This is a genomic window from Arenimonas malthae CC-JY-1 (assembly GCF_000747075.1).
GTDB classification, from domain to species: domain Bacteria; phylum Pseudomonadota; class Gammaproteobacteria; order Xanthomonadales; family Xanthomonadaceae; genus Arenimonas; species Arenimonas malthae.
In genome coordinates this window covers 14,260-32,360 of sequence record NZ_AVCH01000151.1, presented here as the reverse complement: position 1 = coordinate 32,360, position 18,101 = coordinate 14,260, and the positions used below count along the sequence as shown (strand labels likewise).

Sequence of the window (18,101 nt, the reverse complement as noted above, 5' to 3'; positions counted from 1 at the left end):
CCCAGCGCGCCGGCCGCCGGCGGCGCCGAGCCTGCGGCGGCCAATCCCGCCGGTCCCGAGCGCCGCGGCAAGCCGCGCACCAACGCCCGCTCCGGCACCCGCATGCTGGTGATCGACGATTCCGCCACCATCGTCGCCCTGCTCTCGCGCATGCTGCGCCAGAACGATTACCACGTGCTCGAGGCCGGCGACGCCGAGCTGGGCCTGGAAATCGCCCGCACCCAGTCGCCGGAACTCATCTTCCTCGACATCGTGCTGCCGGGCATGGACGGCTTCGCCGCGCTGCGCCAGCTGCGCCGCGACCCGTACACGCGCGACATCCCGGTGATCATGATCAGCGGCAACGAACAGGCCACCGAGCAGTTCTACGTGCACCGCATCGGCGCCGACGACTTCATGAAGAAGCCGTTCTCGCGCGCCGAGGTGTTCGCCCGCATCGAGCGCCTGCTCGACGCCCAGCGCGTGCCGCGGCGCCTGCCCGCGGGTGCACGGGCCGGACAGGACGACGAGGAAACCGCCTGAGCGCGAGGTTCAGCGATTGCGCGCGAATTCGGCGATGAATTCGGCCGCCGGCTGCGGCCGGCCGATGCCGTAACCCTGGGCCAGGTTGCAGTTGAGGTCGGCCAGGGCCTGCAGCGTGTCCGTGTCCTCCACGCCTTCGGCGACCACGCGCATGCCCATCGTGTGGGCGAAGCCGATCATCGCCTTCACCAGCTGCATCGAGCGCAGGTCGCCCAGCATGTGGGTGACGAAGGACTGGTCGATCTTCATCTCGGTGGCCGGGAACTGCTTGAGGTAGGCCACCGAGGCATTGCCGACGCCGAAGTCGTCGATCGAGACGCGGATGCCCTCGGCGTTCAGGCGCTTGAGCTGCACGGCGCCGCGCTGCAGGTCGGCGACGATGGCGGTTTCGGTCACCTCCACCACCAGGTCCCTGGGCGCGGCGTCCCACAGGCGCAGCGCGCCGAGGATCTGTTCCACCAGGCCGCGTTCGGCGAAGGCGGTGGCAGAGAGGTTCATCGAGATCGTCAGCGCCAGGCCCTGGGCGCGCGCCTCGGCGGCGTGCTGCAGGCTGGCGTTGATGGCCCAGCGGGTGAACTGGCTGATCATCCCGGAGTTCTCCGCCACCGGCACGAACACCGCCGGGCTGACCACGCCGCGCACCGGGTGGGTCCAGCGCGCCAGCGCCTCGGCGCCGATGACGGCCTTGCGGCGGATGTCGAGCACCGGCTGCAGGTGCATTTCCAGCTGGCCGGCGTGGATGGCCGCGAGCAGGTCGGCCGGGTCGATGCCCGGCGCGACCGGGAAATCGCCGCACAGGCGCATCCGGTCGGGTTCGTGGCGCGCCATCAGCATGGCTTGCTCGGCCTGGCGGCAAAGCCGGTCGGGCTGGTCGGCGTGTTCCGGGCACATGGCGATGCCCACCGCCACCGACGCCAGCACCGGCTGGCCGTCGGCCACCACGGGCTGCTCGAACTGGCGCAGCAGGCGCGCCGCCGCCAGCAGCGCGTGCTGGCCGTCGCGCAGGTTCGGCAGCAGCACGGCGAAATCCCCGCGGCCGAGTTCGACCACCTCGTCGCCGGGGCGCAGCGCCTCGCGCAGCAGCGCGCCGGCCCGTTCGACCAGCTCGCTGGCGGCGGCGTAACCGCTGCGGATGCGAAGCTCGCGCAGGCCCTGCAGGCCGACCATCAGCACGCCCAGCGGCACGCCCTTGCCGCGGCTGGCGTCCACCAGCGGCTCGAGCCGGGCGAGCAGTCCGCTTTCGATCACCATGGCCGCGGCGCGCTCACAGCAGGAACAGGTCGGCCGGGTCGAGGCCGTAGGCGCCGGGCTCGAGCGCGGTGCGGATCTTGACGCTGCCCTCGGCCACGTTCGGGTCGCCGGCCATCAGGTCGACGTCGCGGTAGGGCTGGTAGGGCTGCTTGTTGGCGTCGAGCAGCAGCATCACGCGCGGGCGCAGGCGGCGCACCTGGTTCTGCGCCATCACGATGCCCACTTCGCCGGTGCTCAGCTCCACCAGCGAACCCGTGGGGTAGACACCCAGGCACTGCAGGAACTGTTCCACCACCTCGGCCTGGAACAGCCGGTCGCGGGCGCGGTAGAGGGTTTGCAGCGCGCCATGGCGGGAATCGCCGGTGCGGTGCGGGCGGTCGCTGCGCAGCGCGTCGTAGGTGTCCACCACCGCGCCCATGCGCGCGGCGAGCGGGATGCGGTCGCCGGCCAGGGATTGCGGGTAGCCGCTGCCGTCATGGCGCTCGTGGTGGCCGGCCACCAGCTCGCGCGCCCACTTGCCGGTGATGCCGGCCTGGTCGAGCACCTCCATGCTGCGCTGGACGTGGCTGCGCATGAGCTGGACGGCTTCGCCGTCGAGCTTGCCGGTGTGCTGGGTGAGGTCTTCGGGCAGCGTGACCATGCCCGCGTCGAGCAGGAAGCCGCCGGTGGCTAGTTCCACCAGCACGTCGCGCGGCAGCGCCAGGTGCCGGCCGAAGGCGGCCGCCAGGGCGCTGCAGTTCACGGCGTGGCTGTAGGCGTAGTCGTCGCGTTTCATCAGCGCCATCAGCCAGAACAGGGCGTCGGCGTTGCGCACCAGGCTTTCCACCATCGGTTCGACGGCTTCCTGCACCACGCCCGGCTCGAGCCTGCGGCCGGCGCGCACGTCGTCGGCGATGCGCTCGGCCAGCTTGCGCAGTTCGGTGTGCGCTTCGCGGGCGCGCGGCACCTCGTCCTGGACGGCGACGGTGTTGACGTATTCAGGGCCGCGCTTGGGGAACACCTGGCGCGAACCGGCGCTGGCGACGCGCATCGAGGGCCGGCTGGGCGCCGCGCTCTTCTCGACGTCGATGAACACGCTGGTGCAATACAGCCCCAGCAGCTCGATGTCCTCGTCGCTGGCGATCACGAAACCCTGGAAGGGAAAGGGCGTGCCGACCCAGTCGCGGTCGAGGCGATTGACGTACATCCCCTTTTCAAGCAGACCCACCAGCATCTGCCGCTCTTCGACGGCCATCCCCTGCGTCCCTCCCTGTGGCGGCGCTACGTTAGCATGGAGACAGCCCCCCGAGACCTCCCATGGCCAAGCCCCTGCTCGTCTTCGTGCACGGCTGGAGCGTCACCAGCACCGCCACCTACGGCGAACTGCCCGCCCGCCTGAAGTCCGAATCCGCCCGCCGTGGCGGCCCTGGCTTCGACGTCGCCCACGTCCACCTCGGCCAGTACGTCAGCTTCCGCGACGAGGTGCGGATCGAGGACATCGCGCGCGCGTTCGAACACGCCGCCAGGCGCGTGCTCGCCGAAGCCGGCGGGCGCCGGCGATTCGCCTGCATCACCCACAGCACCGGCGGCCCCGTGGTGCGCGAGTGGCTGGACCGCCACTACGTGGCGACCGGCCGCCTGGCCGAATGCCCTTTGTCGCACCTGGTCATGCTGGCCCCGGCCAACTTCGGCTCGGCGCTGGCGCAGCTGGGCAAGAGCCGGCTTGCGGGCATCAAGGCCTGGTTCAACGGCGTGGAGCCGGGCCAGGGCGTCCTGGACTGGCTGGAGCTGGGCAGCCCGGAGTCGCTGGCGCTCAACCTGCGCTGGATCCACGACTACCCGGGGCTGCATCCCACCCGTGGCGCGAACCCGCTGTTCCCGTTCGTGCTCTGCGGCGACGCCATCGACCGCAAGCTCTACGACCACGTCAACGCCTACACCGGCGAGACCGGCGGCGACGGCGTGGTGCGCCTGGCCAGCGCCAACCTCAACTGCCGGCACGTGGTGCTGGAACAGGCCCCGGTGCCGGCCGGCGAAAGCCTGGCGGCAGCGCGCCGCCGGCTGCGCGCGCTGCGGCTGCGCTCCGACACCCGCGCGGCGCCCAGCGCCTTCAAGATCCTGCCCGGCCTCTCCCACAGCGGCGACACGATGGGCGTCATGGCCAGCGTGCGCGACGACGGTCGTCCGCACCCCACCGTGGACGCGGTGCTGCGCTGCCTGGACGTGGCCGACGAGGCCGGCTACCTCGCGCTGCGGCGCGCGTTCGAGGCCGAAAACGCCGTGCACCAGCAGCCCGCGCGGCGGGTCGAGCTCGAGAGGGTACCGGTGCTCCCGGACCGGCGCTATTTCCACGACCCGCACGCCATGGTGCTGTTCCGCCTGCTCGACAACCACGGCGCGCGGGTGCCCGACATGGACCTGCTGCTCACGGGCGGCCCGGCCGGCGACCCGAACCAGTTGCCCGCGGGATTCCTCACGGATCGCCAGGGCAACCGGCGCGCCCCGGGCCACCTGGCGTTTTTCCTCAACCACGCGGCGCTCGCGGGCTGCGAGGCCATCACCGACGACGACGACCGCGTGCTTCGCCCGGCCCTGGTCCCGCGCCCGCCCTACGGCCTGCGGCTGCAGCCGCGGGAAACGGGCCGGTGGGTGGAGCATTGGCCGGCGGAACTCGGCGAGGGCCTGGACGACCTCCTGGCCGTGCTGGAGCCGAACCAGACCACGGTGGTCGACCTGGTGCTGACGCGCGTGGTGCGCGAGGGCGTGTTCCGGTTCACGCGCAGCCTGTCGCCGCGCCGCTTCCGCGACGACCCGCCGGGCGGACCGCTCTGAAGTCGCCCTGACCACCGGCAGGGGCGGCTGGACAAGGCGTTAACGTAGCCTGCGGGACGATCCGGGCTTCCCCAGCCGACAGAGGTCCCACGCCATGGCCAACCGCCGAGCATTCCTCAGCGCCGCGATCGCCGCCGCCGCTGCCGCGGCGCTGCCCGCCCTGCCCGCCTTCGCCTCGGGCCGCCCTGCCCCGCGGCCGATCGCGCGCCGCGTGATTCCCGCCAGCGGCGAGACTATCCCGGCCATCGGCATGGGCACCTCGGGCAGCTTCGAGGTGGACGCCGCCGGGCGCGAGCCGCTGCGCGAGGTGCTGCGCCGCTTCGTCGCCGGCGGCGCCACGGTGATCGACACCTCGCCCAACTACGGCAATGCCGAGGACGTGCTGGGCGACCTGCTGGCCGAACTGGGCCTGCGCGATCGCATCTTCCTGGCCACCAAGCTCGCCGCCGACAACCGCGCCGCGGGCGAGGCGCAGTTCGCCGACTCGCTGCGCCGGCTGCGCACCGACCGGGTGGAACTTCTGGCCGTGCACAACCTGCGCGACTGGAAGACCCAGCTGGCGCTGGCGCGCGAACTCAAGGCCCGGGGCAAGGTGAAGTACGTGGGCCTCACCCACTACCTCGACAGCGCCCACGACACGCTGGCCGACATCGTCGCGGCCGAGAAGCCCGACTTCGTGCAGATCAACTATTCGGTGTCGGCGCCCAATGCCGGCAAGCGCGTGCTGCCGGTGGCCGCCGACCACGGCGTGGCGGTGATGGTCAACCGCGCCTTCGACGACGGCCGGCTGTTCGCCCGCGTGTCCGGCAAGCCGCTGCCGGGCTGGGCCGCCGAAGCCGGCGTCACCTCGTGGGCGCAGATGTTCCTGAAGTTCACGCTGGCCCACCCGGCCGTGACGGTGGTGATCCCCGCCACCGGCAAACCCGACCGCCAGGACGACAACCTGCGCGCGGGCTTCGGCCCCACCCTGACGACGGCGCAGTGCGCCGAGCTCGTCGCGATGTTCACCTGAGGAGAGCCCGATGCCGGGACCCGTTGCGCGTTTCCTGTCCCGGCTGTTCGGCGTCGCGCCCGACGAAGCGCCGGCCGTGCTGGCCGGCGTGGCCATGTTCCTGCTGCTGTTCGCGGGCTATTTCATGCTGCGGTCGATGCGCGAAACCATGGGCATCGCCAGCGGCGTGGAAAACCTGAAGTGGCTTTTCACGGCCACTTTCATCACGATGCTGGCCGCCATCCCGCTGTTCGGCCTGCTCGCCGCGCGGGCGCGGAGACGGCGCATCCTGCCCTGGACCTACGGCTTCTTCGCGCTGAACCTGCTGGGTTTCGCCGCGGCCATTGCCGGCGCGCCGGACAACCCTTGGGTGGCACGCAGCTTCTACGTCTGGCTGTCGGTGTTCAATCTGCTGTCCGTCTCTGTGGCCTGGAGCGTGCTGGCGGACCTGTTCGCAGCCACCCAGGCCAGGCGCCTGTTCGCACTAATGGCGGCCGGCGCCAGCGCCGGCGGCCTGCTCGGGCCGCTGCTGGCCGTGCTGCTGGTGGGCCCGCTCGGGCACGCGGGTTTGATGGTGCTGGCCACGGCGCTGCTGCTGGCTTCGGCCGGCGCGGCGGTGGTCCTGCAGCTCTGGCGCGACCGCCACCCGCTCGAGGCCGGCGAAACCATGGCACGGCGCGAGCCGCTCGGCGGCAATCCCTTCGCCGGCCTGACCACGGTGTTCTCCTCGCCCTACCTGATGGGCATCGCCACCTTCGTGGTGCTGCTGGCCAGCGTCACCACCTTCCTTTATTTCGAGCAGGCGCGGCTGGTGGAGCTGCACTTCCCGGACCGCGAAGACCAGACGCGGGTGTTCGGCCTGCTCGACTTCATCGTGCAGTCGCTGGCCATCCTCACCCAGCTCTTCCTCACCGGCCGCATCGTGCAGCGGCTGGGGCTGGCGGTGCTGCTGACCGCAGTGCCGGTGGTGATGGCCCTGGGTTTCCTGTGGCTGGCGCTGGCGCCCACCTTCGCCGTGTTCGCGGTGGTGATGGTGACGCGCCGCGCCGGTGAATACGCCCTCGCCCGCCCCGGCCGCGAAATGCTGTTCACCGCGGTCCCGGCCGAAGCCAAGTACAAGGCCAAGAACGTCATCGACACCGCGGTCTACCGTGGCGCCGACGCAGTGAGCGGCTGGGTGAAGACGGGCGTCGACGCCATCGCCGGGCACCCGGCGGTGGTGGCCGTGGCCGGCGCGGGCCTGGCCCTGGCCTGGGCGTTCACCGGCTGGTCGCTGGCGCGGGCCCATGGCCGTCGCGAGCGCGGGCCGGCGGGCCCGCCGACTGCCGTCTGACAGCTTGGCTAACCTGTAAAGCACAGCTATCCCAAGCTTGTCCGGATTTGCTGCGCGGGCGCGCCGCCATGCCGCATTTACGCGGCAATTCTCCCGCCTTGTTAGTGCCGTTGAGCAGACCAGCCCGCCTTCCGGCCCGCCCCGGTCTTGCCGGCCCCGCGGCGAAAATGGTCCAGTGGCCCTGCGCCGGGCCACCCCTCTCCTCGTCGAGGCTCCCGGCAATCAGTTTGCAGTCAACCGCCCCCTGGCGTTGACACCCTTTGGCAGGGCCAAGGCTGTTTTCGGGACAGGCGGCCCTGCCATTTTTTTGCTTCTTCTCCCAAGTGCGGGATGGTTTGGTCGGCTGGACGAAAGGCCCGTGGCTGTCCGCTCCGGTGCTTGCGCGAACCGATCAGGACCAAGGCGACACATTTTTCTTGCGGATCAGGCTGGGCTAACCCGGTTCGGGCACGAACCCGGGCGCGACCCGTCGTTCGCGTCCCTTCGGACGCGGGCTGTGGCGGTTTCGCCAGAAGGGAAGATGGCCAGCACGAACCGGCGCGCCGCCCGGCGGCGGGTGCGGGGTTGAGGCGAAGGGCGCTTCGCCAGCCCGATAGCTTCGATCAGAGATCGGATGCCACGGTGTGCCTGCCTTGAACCCACACCCGCCGCCGGGCGGCGAGGACTCTCGCGCTGGCCGCCTTCCACGCTGGCCAATTCGCCGCATCAAGTGTCCGAAGGGACACGCAGGCGCGCACGTGCTGCCGGCAAGCGCGTGGACCCGTTCAACCCACCAGACCCGCAGGAAAGATGCCTGGCCTGGGCCTTGGGCGTAACGCGCAAGCATCGGAGCGCGCTCCCGCCCGCCCTCCGTGGGGCGCCCATGTCGGCAGGTACCGGCGGCGCGGTGGAAGCGAGGGTCGCTTCCCGCGAAATAAAGGCTCCACTGAGCGGGAAGCGACCCTCGCTTCCGCCGTGGCGACGGCGCCGGTGCCTCACTCGGGAGAAGAACATTTTTTTGCCCGCGCGCCGGGCCGGGCGGGCCCTCAGCGGCTTCGCTGGCTGATCGCCACGCTGCCCAGGATCAGGCCGCAGGCGATGCCCATCGGCCAGGTCAGCGCCTCGCCCAGCAGGCCCCAGGCCCAGGCCACCGCGGCCAGCGGCACCAGGTAGGTCACCGTCACCGCGCGCGCCGCGCCGATGCGCGAGATCAGCCGGTAGTACATCGCGTAGGCCCAGCCGGTGCTGAGCACGCCCACCGCCACCGCCGAACCCCAGGCGGGTGCCGAAATGGCCTGCGTGGGCCACTGCGCCAGCGCGAACGGCAGGGTCAGCAGCGACGCGCAGACCAGCGTGGCCGCGGCCACCGCCACCGGCGGCAGGCCGGCGAACCAGCGCGGCACCAGGTTGGCGCCGATGCCGTACAGGAAGGCCGCCAGCGTGCCCGCCGCCGCGGCCGGGCCGATGTCGCCGCCGCCGGTCTTGTCGCTGGCCAGCACCACCACGCCCAGGAAACCCACCGCCAGCGCGATCCACTTGCGCAGCGCGATGCGTTCGCGGAAGAACAGGAAGGCCACCAGCGCGGTGAACAGCACCGCCATCGCATTGGTGATCGCGCCCACGCCCGCCGGCGCGCGCTGGGCGCCCCAGGCGAACAGGGTGAAGGGCACCGCGGTGTTGATGGCCGAGACCAGCGCCAGCCGCGGCCACAGCCGCCAGGGCAGCTTCGCCCGGGCCAGCCACAGGAAGGGCAGCAGCACCAGCGCGCCGAAGGCCAGCCGCAGTTCCACCAGCGGCGCCGCGCCGAATTCGGGTGCGGCCACGCGCTGGAACAGGAAGGACGCGCCCCAGACGCCGGCCAGCAGGCCGAGTTCCAGCGGCGTCATCCAGGCGGGGACGCCCAGGGCCTGGACGGGGGGAGTGGCGGCAACGGGGTTCTTCATGGACGAGCCTGGCTTGTGGCTGGACGCGATTATGGAGGGCGACAGGAAACCTACAAGCGAGTACTTTTGCGCCGAGCCACCAATCTGGTTTGCGCCTGATGAGCACCCTTCGTTCGGACTGGCTGCCGGCCCTGGTCGCCTTCGAATCCGCGGCCCGGCACCAGAACTTCGCCCACGCGGCCGAAGAACTGCACCTCACCGCGAGCGCGGTCAGCCACCACGTGCGCAAGCTCGAGTCGCGGCTGGGCGTGGCCCTGTTCCAGCGCCATGCCCGCGGCGTCACGCTGACGCCGGAAGGCCGCCAGCTGGCGGACGCCGCCGGCAACACCCTGGCCGACCTCGAGGGCGTGCTGCGCGGCCTGCATGCGGCGCGCGACCAGGCGGCCCGGGTGCGGCTGACCACCCTGCATTCGCTGCTGCATGCCTGGCTGATGCCGCGGCTGCCCCGGTTCACCGCCGAACACCCCGGCATCGCGCTCACCTTCGACACCGAGGCCAGCCTCGCGCGCTTCGACGACGGCGGCCCCGAGCTCGGCATCCGCCATGGTCCCGGCCACTGGCCCGGCCTGGCCGCGCTGGCGCTGATGGACGACACCATGGTGCCCGTGGCCTCGCCCACCTTCCCCGGCCTGGCCGCGGTGCGCGAGCCCGCCGACCTGGCCCGCCTGCCGCTGATCGCCGACAAGGCGCGCCAGGGCTGGCACGACTGGTTCCGCGCCGCCGGCGTGCACGGCGCACCGCTGCACGAACGCTTCCAGTTCAGCGACACCACCGACGCGCTGCAGGCCGCGGCGGTGGGCCTGGGCGTGGCGCTGGCGCGCGAACGCATCCTCGCGCCCTTCCTGGACGACGGCCGGCTGGTGCGGCTGGCGCTGCCGCCGATGCCGGCGCGCTGGGGCTATTACATCGTGCACCCGGCGCACCGGCGGCCCTCGCAGGCCGCGCAGGCCTTCATCGACTGGCTGCTGGCCGACGTGGCGCGTTTCGGCGCCTGAACGCGGCGCGGTATGCTGCCCGCCCCTTCAATGCCCCGCGCCGATGCACATCTGGGTTGACGCCGACGCCTGTCCCAACGTCATCAAGGACATCCTGTTCCGCGCCGCCGAGCGCGCCCGGGTGCCGGTGACGCTGGTGGCCAACAGCTGGATCCGCACGCCGCCCTCGCGCTTCATTTCGTCGATGCAGGTGTCGGGCGGCTTCGACGTGGCCGACACGGAAATCGTCGAACGCTGCGCCGCGGGCGACCTGGTGGTGACCGCCGACATCCCGCTGGCCGCGCGCGTGCTGGAAAAGGGAGCGCTGGCGCTGAACCCGCGCGGCGAACTCTATACCGCGGATTCGATCGCCCAGCGCCTGTCCATGCGCAACTTCATGGACGAACTGCGCGGCGCCGGCGTGGACACCGGCGGCCCCGCCGGCTTCCATGCCCGCGACCGCCAGGCCTTCGGCAACGCCCTCGACCGCTGGCTGGCGAAACAGCCGCGCCCGCCCGCCCCCGCCCAGGACATGCCATGAACCGCATTGAATTCGAACTCGACCGCGAGTTCGTCGCGCTCAACGACCTGCTCAAGCTGGCCGGCGTGTGCGACAGCGGCGGCATGGGCAAGGCCCTGGTGGCCGCGGGCGAGGTGAGCGTGGACGGTGAACTGGAGCTGCGCAAGACGGCGAAGATCCGCGCCGGACAGGTGGTTCGTCTGGGCGACGTGGAAATCCGCGTCGTCGCCGCGGGCTGAACCTAGCGGCCGCCGCCGCTGCGCCAGATCGTCCACAGCAGCCACAGGCTGCCGGCCACCGCGCCCAGGAAACCCAGCAGGCCGAACAGCGGCAGGCCCAGCAGCGTGGGGCCGCCCTCGACCGTCATCACGATCGACGAGCCGATGATCAGCGCGGCCACCACGATGCCCACCACCAGCCGGTTCACCGAGTGGTCCACCTGCTCGCCGAAACGCTGCAGGCGCTCGACGTCGAGGTTGATGTTGAAGCGGCCGCGGCGCAGCGCGCGCAGGCCCTGGCGCAGCTGCGAAGGCAGCGCCGCCAGCAGCCCGACGGTGTCGCCCACGGCGCGGCGGCCGCGGCGGGCCAGGGCGCGCGGCGCGTAACGCGCCAGCATCACGCGGCGCAGGAAAGGCGCGGCTTCGCCGGCCATGTCGAACTCGGGGTCGAGGCGGCGGCCCACGCCTTCCAGCGTCACCAGCACCTTCACCATCATCGCCAGGTCGGGCGGCAGCATGACGCGGTGCTCGCGCAGCAGCGCGGTGATCTCGGTGAGCATCACGCCCAGGTGCAGCTCCTTCAGCGGCACGCCGTGGTAGTGGTCGATGAACTGCTCCACCTGTTCGAACAGCGCGCTTTCGTCCACCCGCTCGTCGGCCGCCCATTCCAGCAGCACTTCGCCCACCTGGGCGGCGTCGCGGCGCACGAGGCCGTCGAACAGGTCCACCACCTGGCCGCGGCGCGCTTCCGACAGCCGCCCGACCATGCCGTAGTCGAGCAGCGCAAGCCGGTTGCCGGTGAGCCAGAACACGTTGCCGGGGTGCGGGTCGGCGTGGAAGAAGCCGTCCTCGAACAGCATCTTCATCTCGATGCGCGCACCCAGCCGCGCCACCAGCGGCAGGTCGGCGCCGGCGCCGAGCAGCGCGGCGGTGTCGCCCAGCGGCACGCCGGCGATGAATTCCTGCACGTTCATGCGCTCGCTGGTCCAGGGCCAGTAGACGCGCGGCACCAGCAGCGCCGGTTCGTCCACGAAGCTGGCGGCGATGCGTTCGGCGTGGCGGCATTCCGCGGCCAGGTCGAGTTCGCGCGAAAGCGAGGCCTGCAGCTGCCGCACCAGCGCGCGCGGCTGGTAGCGCGCCAGGTCGGGCGATTCGCTTTCGAGGATGCGCGCCAGCCGCTGCAGCAGGCGCATGTCGGCGTCCACCAGCGGCCGGATGCCGGGACGGCGCACCTTCACCGCCACTTCGCTGCCGTCGAGCAGCACGGCGCGGTGCACCTGGGCGATGGACGCCGCGGCGATGGGCTCGGGGTCGAAACCCGCGAACACCGTGCCGAGGCCGCCGCCCAGGTCTTCCTCGACCTGGGCGTGGATGGCGTCGAAGGGCACGGCCGGCACCTGGTTCTGCAGTTTCTCGAACTCGGCGATCCACTCGGGCGCGAACAGGTCGACGCGGGTGGCCAGCAGCTGGCCCAGCTTCACGAAGCTCGGGCCCATTTCCTCGAGCGCGCGGCGCACGCGCTCGGGCGGCGGCAGCGTGGCCAGTTCGGCCACGTGGTCCTTGTGCAGCAACTTGCCGGCCCGCTCGAGCGCGCCGGCCAGGCCCACGCGCCGCACCAGGTCGCCGAACCCGTAGCGCACCAGCACCGAGGCCACCTCGTGCAGGCGGCCCAGGTCACGCGCGGCGCTGAGGGTTTCCCAGAGCATGTCCCGGGGGTCAGTAGCCCATGCAGAAGAAGTTGAGCTTGTTGCCGTCGGGGTCGCGGAAGTAAGCGCCGTAGAAACCCTTCATGCGCTCGCCCGGCGCACCTTCGTCGCTGCCGCCCAGCGCCAGCGCCTTCGCGTGCAGCGCGTCCACCTGGGCCGGGTTCTTCACCGCCAGCGCCACCATGGTGCCGTTGCCGCGGCAGGCTTCCTTGCCGTCGAAGGGCTTGATCACGCCCAGGCTGGGCGACTGCGGGCCGGTACCCCAGGCGACGAAACGCTCGCCTTCCATGATTCGCTTGGCGCCGAGCTCGCCCAGCAGGGCGTCGTAGAAGGCGCAGGCGCGCGGCATGTCGTTGGTGCCGAGGGTGACGTAACCGATCATCGTGTTTGCTCCGGTGAAGTGGGATGCATGTTCGTTGCTTGCCGCAGGCGGCGCCAGTGCAGGATCCGCCGGGGCTGTCGGTTCCGGCCTGCCCTCAGCGTCGCCGCGCCTTGGCGAAAGGCAGGCCCTGGAACAGGAAGTCCCGCAGCTTCTGGCATTCCTCTTCGGGCCGCTCGCACAGGATGCCGAGCCGGACCACGGGTTCGCCGTTTTCCTCGACCAGCCGGTAACGGGCGACGGCGGCGTAGATGTTCGGCGACGACGGCTCCACCGGCGAGGCCGGCGGCGCGGACTGGATGATGTACTCGAGCCAGAACACGCCGGGGTCGGCCTTGTCCGGCGCCATGGTGGTGCGGAAAACCTCGCCCGAGGTGGCCCGCGCGATGCCGTAGGGCTCGCGGTAGACGAGGCCGCCCTCGGTGGGGCGCGCGGTGCGGAACGCGGCGACAGAGTCGAAGGGCAAGGGCTGGTCATCAGCCTGGTAGCGCGGCTTGCGGTGTGAACGCGGCCAGGGGATCTCGCTGACTTCCACCGTGCGGATACCGCCGAACTTCACCGGGGCCTGCACCCAGCCGTCGCGGGCCTTCGCGCGCTGCTTTCCGGACAGGACGTAACGCGCCACGGCCTCGCGCGCGGCGGCGTCGAAGAGCTCATGGCCGGAGCTTTGGTCAAGGCGGGTTTCGGTGATCCGGCCGCAGTCGTCGAAACGCGCGCCAACCAGCACGACGCCGGCCTTGTTGGCGCGTGCCAGCGACGCCGGGTAGCGCGGCAGCACCGTGCGGGGCTCGGGGCAAGCGTCGGTGGCCACGGCCGGCACGACCTCCTCAGGCGCCGCCAGCGCCAGCGCCGCCGCCAGCAGCGCGGCGATCACCGGCCGCTGTCCAGCATTGGCAGCTTCAGGCCCTTCTCGCGGGCGCAGGCCTGGGCGATGTCGTAGCCGGCGTCGGCGTGGCGCATGACGCCGGTGCCGGGATCGTTCCAGAGCACGCGGCCCAGCCGCGCGGCGGCGGCGTCGGTGCCGTCGGCGACGATGACCACGCCGCTGTGCTGGCTGTAGCCCATGCCCACGCCGCCGCCGTGGTGCAGCGACACCCAGGTGGCGCCGCCGGCGACGTTGAGCATGGCGTTGAGCAGCGGCCAGTCGGACACGGCGTCGCTGCCGTCGAGCATGGCTTCGGTTTCGCGGTTCGGGCTGGCGACGCTGCCGCTGTCGAGGTGGTCGCGGCCGATCACGATGGGCGCGCTCACTTCGCCGCTGCGCACCATTTCGTTGAAGGCCAGCGCCAGCCGGTGGCGGTCGCCCAGGCCGACCCAGCAAATGCGCGCCGGCAGGCCCTGGAAGGAAATGCGCTCGCGCGCCATGTCCAGCCAGCGGTGCAGGTGCGGGTTGTCGGGGATGAGTTCCTTCACCTTGGCGTCGGTCTTGTAGATGTCCTCCGGGTCGCCGCTCAGCGCCACCCAGCGGAAGGGACCGATGCCGCGGCAGAACAGCGGCCGCACGTAGGCCGGCACGAAGCCCGGGAAGTCGAAGGCGTCCTCGCAGCCGACGTCGAAGGCCATCTGGCGGATGTTGTTGCCGTAGTCGAAGGTGGGCACGCCCATGTCCTCGAAGTTCAGCATCGCCTCGACGTGGATGCGCATCGAGTGCTTGGCGGCGCTGATGACCTTCTCGGGGTTGTTCTTCTGCTCGCTGAACCACTCCTCCAGCGTCCAGCCGGCCGGCAGGTAGCCGTGCAGCGGGTCGTGGGCGCTGGTCTGGTCGGTGACGGCGTCGGGGCGCACGCCGCGGCGCACGAGCTCGGGCAGGATCTCGGCGGCGTTGCCGAGCAGCGCGATGGAAATGGCCTTGCCTTCCGAGGTGTACTTCTCGATGCGCGCGAGGGCGTCGTCGAGGTCGGTCGCCTGCTCGTCCACGTACTTCGTGCGCAGGCGCATGTCGATGCGCGACTGCTGGCATTCGATGGTGAGCGAACACGCGCCCGCCAGCGAGGCCGCCAGCGGCTGCGCGCCGCCCATGCCGCCCAGGCCCGCGGTGAGGATCCAGCGGCCCGCCAGGTTGCCGCCGTAGTGCTGGCGGCCCATTTCCACGAAGGTTTCGTAGGTGCCCTGCACGATGCCCTGCGAACCGATGTAGATCCAGCTGCCGGCCGTCATCTGGCCGTACATCATCAGGCCCTTGGCATCGAGCTCATGGAAGTGTTCCCAGGTGGCCCAGTGCGGCACCAGGTTGGAATTGGCGATCAGCACGCGCGGCGCGTCCGGGTGCGTGGGGAACACGCCCACCGGCTTGCCGGACTGCACCAGCAGGGTCTGGTCGTCGCGCAGGGTGCGCAGGGTCTCGAGGATCTTGTCGTAGCAGTCCCAGTCGCGGGCGGCGCGGCCGATGCCGCCGTAGACCACGAGCTCGGCCGGGTTCTCGGCCACGCCGGGGTCCAGGTTGTTCTGGATCATCCGGTAGGCGGCTTCGGTGAGCCAGGACTGGCAGCTGAGCTGCGTGCCGCGCGGCGCGGCGATCTTGCGGGACGGGTCTTTGCGGCTGGCGGGCATGGAGGGCTCCCAAAGGCAGGCCCCCAGTATAAAGGCGGCCGGGGGTCAGTCCGCGCGCATCCGGTAGGCTTCGTTGAGCGGGATCAGGCCCTGGCGGGCCAGCTCCACCGCGTGGCGCGGCAGGGGCACCATGCCGTCGGCCTCGGCCTGGGCATTGATGGCGTCCGAGTCGGCGTCGTCCACGATCAGCTGGCGCATCGCCGGCGTCACGAACAGCAGCTCGTAGGTCATGCGGCGGCCGCGGCTGCCGGTGCCGTTGCAGGCCGGGCAGCCCCGGCCGGCGTAGAAGACCTCGCCTTCGCCCAGGCCCATGGCCTGGCGCAGGCTCGGGTCCACCGCGTCGGGCGCCTTGCAGTCCGGGCAGATCAGCCGCACCAGGCGCTGCGACAGGATGCACAGCAGCGTGGCGCGGATGAGATACGCCTCGACGTCCATCTCCAGCAGGCGCGCGATGGTGGCGGCGGCGGAGTTGGTGTGCAGCGTGCTCAGCATCAGGTGGCCGGTGAGCGCGCTTTCCACCGCGATCTTCGCCGTCTCGTGGTCGCGGATCTCGCCCACCATGATCACGTCCGGGTCGTGGCGCAGGATGTTGCGCAGCACGCGCGAGAAGGTGAGACCCACCTCGGCGTTGATCGGCACCTGCTCAACGCCCGGGATGTGGTACTCGACCGGGTTCTCGACCGTGATGATGTTGACGTTGCGCTGCAGGATGGAATTGAGCGCCGCGTACAGCGTGGTGGACTTGCCCGAACCGGTGGGGCCGGTCACCAGCACCATGCCCTGGTTGCGTTCGCAGGCGTCGGCCAGGCGGGCGGCGTCCTGCGGCGACAGGCCCAGGTCGGCGATGGACTTCATCGCGATCGAGGTGTTGAGCAGGCGGATCACCACGCTCTCGCCGTGGATGGTCGGGATGGTGGAAATGCGCAGGTCCACCATGCGGCCGTTCACGCCGATGCGCGCCTGGCCGTCCTGCGGCAGGCGGCGCTCGGTGATGTCCATGGCGCCCAGGATCTTGATGCGCCCGACCACCATCGGCAGCAGCGACTGCGAAAACGTCCTGATCGGCACCAGCACGCCGTCGATGCGGAACACCAGGTCCACGTCGCCCTCGCCCGGGCGGATGTGGATGTCGGAGGCGCCGCGGCGCACCGCCATGGTGAGGATGTGCGCCACCAGCCGCACGATCGGCCGCAGCATGTAGCGCTGCTCGTCGGGCACCGAGGGCCGGGCCGCGGCCTGCGGCGTTTCGACGATCTCGTCGTCCTTGCTCACTTCGAACAGGTCGGCGCCGTGGCTGTCGCCGTAGTGGCTGGCGATGGCGCGGTCGAGGTCGGCGCGCGCGGCCACGAACAGCTGCAGGCGCTTTCCGGCCAGGAACTGCAGCAGGTGGATGGTGTCGGCGTCGGCGGGATCGGCCAGGGCCACCCGCAGCACGTCGCCATGCACGTCCAGCGGCAGGATCGAGCGCGCGTAGGCCAGTTCGGCCGGCACCATCGCCAGCGCACCCGGCGACGGCACCTTGCCGGCCAGCGTGATGAAGGGCAGGCCCAGGCGCTGGGCCAGCAGCTGTTCGATGTTGCCCGCGGCCGTCACCTGCGCGGCGTCCCGGGGCGGGGCCTCAGCCATGGGCATCCCCGGCGAGCAGCCCGGCCAGCGCCCGGCGGTAGCGTGCGGCGATGGCTTCGCCGTCGCGGTGGCGGCCTTCGGCCACCACGCGCTGCCCCGCCACCCAGGTTTCGCGCACCAGCGGGCGGTTGCCAGCGAACAGGAAGCGGTCCATCAGGTCGTGCTCGCGCGCGCCGGCGAGCGCGGCGGCGGCGCCGTCGAGCTGCAGCCAGTCGGCGGCGGCCGCGTCGCCCTGGAAGCAGGCGCGCAGGCCGCCGTCCAGTGCCTGCGAATACAGGAGTTCGCCGGTGCTGGGGATGTCCGCGCTGACGGCGATGTTGCGGTGGCGCGTCACCAGGCGCTGGCCGTATTCGAGCCAGCGCAGCTCTTCCACCGGCGACACCGACACGTGCGAATCCGAGCCCACGCCCCAGCGGCCGCCGGCGGACAGGTAGTCGCGCAGCGGGAACAGGCCGTCGCCGAGGTTGGCTTCGGTGGTGGGGCAGATCGCCACGGTGGCGCCGCTGGCGGCGATGCCCTGCACTTCCGCCGGCACCAGGTGGGTGGCGTGCACCAGGGTCCAGCGCGCGTCCACCTCGGCGTTGGCCAGCAGCCATTCCACCGGGCGGGCGCCGCGCAGGGCCTCGCAGTCGTGCACCTCGCCCACCTGCTCGGCGATGTGGATGTGGATGGGCAGCGCCGCGTCGCCCACGGCGGCCAGCACTTCGCGCATGGCGTCGGCGGGCACGGCGCGCAGGCTGTGCAGGGCGATGCCCACGCGCAGCGTGTCGCCCTCGAGCGCACGCAGCGACTGCAGCAGCGCCAGGTAGGCGTCGAGCGAGTGGCCGAAGCGGCGCTGGCGTTCCGACAGCGGCCGGCCGTCGAAGCCGCCGGTCATGTACAGCACCGGCAGCAGCGTGAGCCGGATGCCGGTGTCGCGCGCCGCGGCGACGAGCGCCTGCGACATCGCCGACGGGTCGTCGTAGGGCCGGCCGTCCGGCTGGTGGTGCAGGTAGTGGAATTCGCAGACGGTGGTGAAGCCGGCTTCCAGCATCTCGGCATACAGCTGCGCCGCCACGGCGTACTGCGTGTCCGGGTCGAGCCGGCCGGCGAAGCGGTACATCAGCTCGCGCCAGGTCCAGAAGCTGTCCTCGGGATGGCTCTGCCGTTCCGCCAGCCCCGCCATGGCCCGCTGGAAGGCATGCGAATGCAGGTTCGGCAAACCGGGCACGCGCCAGTGCCCGGCGGCGTCGGCGCGGGGCCGGGCGGCGGCCGGGAAGGCGGATAGCGGGGTCGGCGGCATGCGGCGAGTTTCGCAT

16 protein-coding genes are annotated in these 18,101 nt (G+C 71.5%); 7 read left to right on the top strand and 9 right to left on the bottom strand.

Features of this window, described 5'->3' with window-relative positions:
* Positions 1-522, top strand: a 522-nt coding sequence (locus tag N790_RS07295; protein WP_052385770.1) for a response regulator, incomplete at its 5' end; no start/stop codon positions are given.
* A 9-nt stretch (positions 523-531) separates the two neighbouring features.
* Here the strand turns inward: N790_RS07295 and N790_RS07290 are convergent.
* Positions 532-1,770, bottom strand: a complete 1,239-nt coding sequence (locus tag N790_RS07290; RefSeq protein WP_169742159.1) for a putative bifunctional diguanylate cyclase/phosphodiesterase — start codon at positions 1,768-1,770, stop codon at positions 532-534.
* Between the two features lie 16 nt (positions 1,771-1,786).
* Entirely contained in the window at positions 1,787-3,007 is a 1,221-nt protein-coding gene (locus N790_RS07285; protein WP_043802623.1) for an HD-GYP domain-containing protein, read from the bottom strand.
* A 62-nt stretch (positions 3,008-3,069) separates the two neighbouring features.
* On the opposite strand from N790_RS07285, the gene N790_RS07280 reads away from it, so the two are divergent.
* From N790_RS07280 to N790_RS07270, 3 genes are all read left to right on the top strand, one after another.
* Positions 3,070-4,584 (top strand): esterase/lipase family protein, encoded by a 1,515-nt coding sequence (locus N790_RS07280; RefSeq protein WP_043802620.1) that lies wholly within the window; start codon positions 3,070-3,072, stop codon positions 4,582-4,584.
* Between the two features lie 94 nt (positions 4,585-4,678).
* Positions 4,679-5,596, top strand: coding sequence for an aldo/keto reductase (locus N790_RS07275; protein WP_043802619.1), 918 nt, complete (start codon positions 4,679-4,681; stop codon positions 5,594-5,596).
* Between the two features lie 10 nt (positions 5,597-5,606).
* The gene (locus N790_RS07270; RefSeq protein WP_043802616.1) at positions 5,607-6,908 is read left to right on the top strand and encodes an NTP/NDP exchange transporter; all 1,302 of its coding nucleotides are present in this window, start codon (positions 5,607-5,609) and stop codon (positions 6,906-6,908) included.
* Between the two features lie 1,025 nt (positions 6,909-7,933).
* Here the strand turns inward: N790_RS07270 and N790_RS07265 are convergent.
* The gene (locus N790_RS07265; protein WP_043802614.1) at positions 7,934-8,830 is read right to left on the bottom strand and encodes a DMT family transporter; all 897 of its coding nucleotides are present in this window, start codon (positions 8,828-8,830) and stop codon (positions 7,934-7,936) included.
* A 98-nt stretch (positions 8,831-8,928) separates the two neighbouring features.
* Here N790_RS07265 and N790_RS07260 point away from each other — a divergent pair, with 98 nt between their 5' ends.
* The 3 genes from N790_RS07260 to N790_RS07250 are packed head-to-tail and all read left to right on the top strand — an operon-like array spanning position 8,929 to position 10,563.
* Positions 8,929-9,825, top strand: a complete 897-nt coding sequence (locus N790_RS07260; protein ID WP_043802612.1) for a LysR substrate-binding domain-containing protein — start codon at positions 8,929-8,931, stop codon at positions 9,823-9,825.
* Positions 9,826-9,868: 43 nt separating this feature from the next.
* Entirely contained in the window at positions 9,869-10,345 is a 477-nt protein-coding gene (locus N790_RS07255) for a YaiI/YqxD family protein (protein ID WP_043802611.1), read from the top strand.
* Positions 10,342-10,563: an RNA-binding S4 domain-containing protein gene (locus N790_RS07250; protein WP_043802608.1), complete on the top strand. Its 222-nt coding sequence runs from the start codon at positions 10,342-10,344 to the stop codon at positions 10,561-10,563. Before N790_RS07255 ends, N790_RS07250 begins: the two co-directional genes overlap by 4 nt.
* A gap of 2 nt (positions 10,564-10,565) precedes the next feature.
* Here N790_RS07250 and N790_RS07245 read toward each other — a convergent pair whose 3' ends face one another.
* The 6 genes from N790_RS07245 to N790_RS07220 form a co-directional block, all read right to left on the bottom strand.
* Positions 10,566-12,248: an ABC1 kinase family protein gene (locus N790_RS07245; protein WP_043802607.1), complete on the bottom strand. Its 1,683-nt coding sequence runs from the start codon at positions 12,246-12,248 to the stop codon at positions 10,566-10,568.
* A 10-nt stretch (positions 12,249-12,258) separates the two neighbouring features.
* Positions 12,259-12,630, bottom strand: a complete 372-nt coding sequence (locus N790_RS07240) for a VOC family protein (RefSeq protein ID WP_043802604.1) — start codon at positions 12,628-12,630, stop codon at positions 12,259-12,261.
* Between the two features lie 94 nt (positions 12,631-12,724).
* Positions 12,725-13,501 (bottom strand): energy transducer TonB, encoded by a 777-nt coding sequence (locus tag N790_RS16430; protein WP_043802602.1) that lies wholly within the window; start codon positions 13,499-13,501, stop codon positions 12,725-12,727.
* Positions 13,498-15,177, bottom strand: coding sequence for a urocanate hydratase (hutU, locus tag N790_RS07230; protein WP_043802600.1), 1,680 nt, complete (start codon positions 15,175-15,177; stop codon positions 13,498-13,500). Before hutU ends, N790_RS16430 begins: the two co-directional genes overlap by 4 nt.
* Before the next feature lie 45 nt (positions 15,178-15,222).
* A complete protein-coding gene (locus N790_RS07225; RefSeq protein ID WP_169742158.1) occupies positions 15,223-16,803 on the bottom strand; it encodes a GspE/PulE family protein in 1,581 nt (526 codons plus the stop codon).
* On the bottom strand, positions 16,796-18,085 hold the full coding sequence (locus N790_RS07220) for a formimidoylglutamate deiminase (protein WP_084062751.1): 1,290 nt from the start codon (positions 18,083-18,085) through the stop codon (positions 16,796-16,798). Before N790_RS07220 ends, N790_RS07225 begins: the two co-directional genes overlap by 8 nt.
* Between the last annotated feature and the right edge of the window lie 16 nt (positions 18,086-18,101).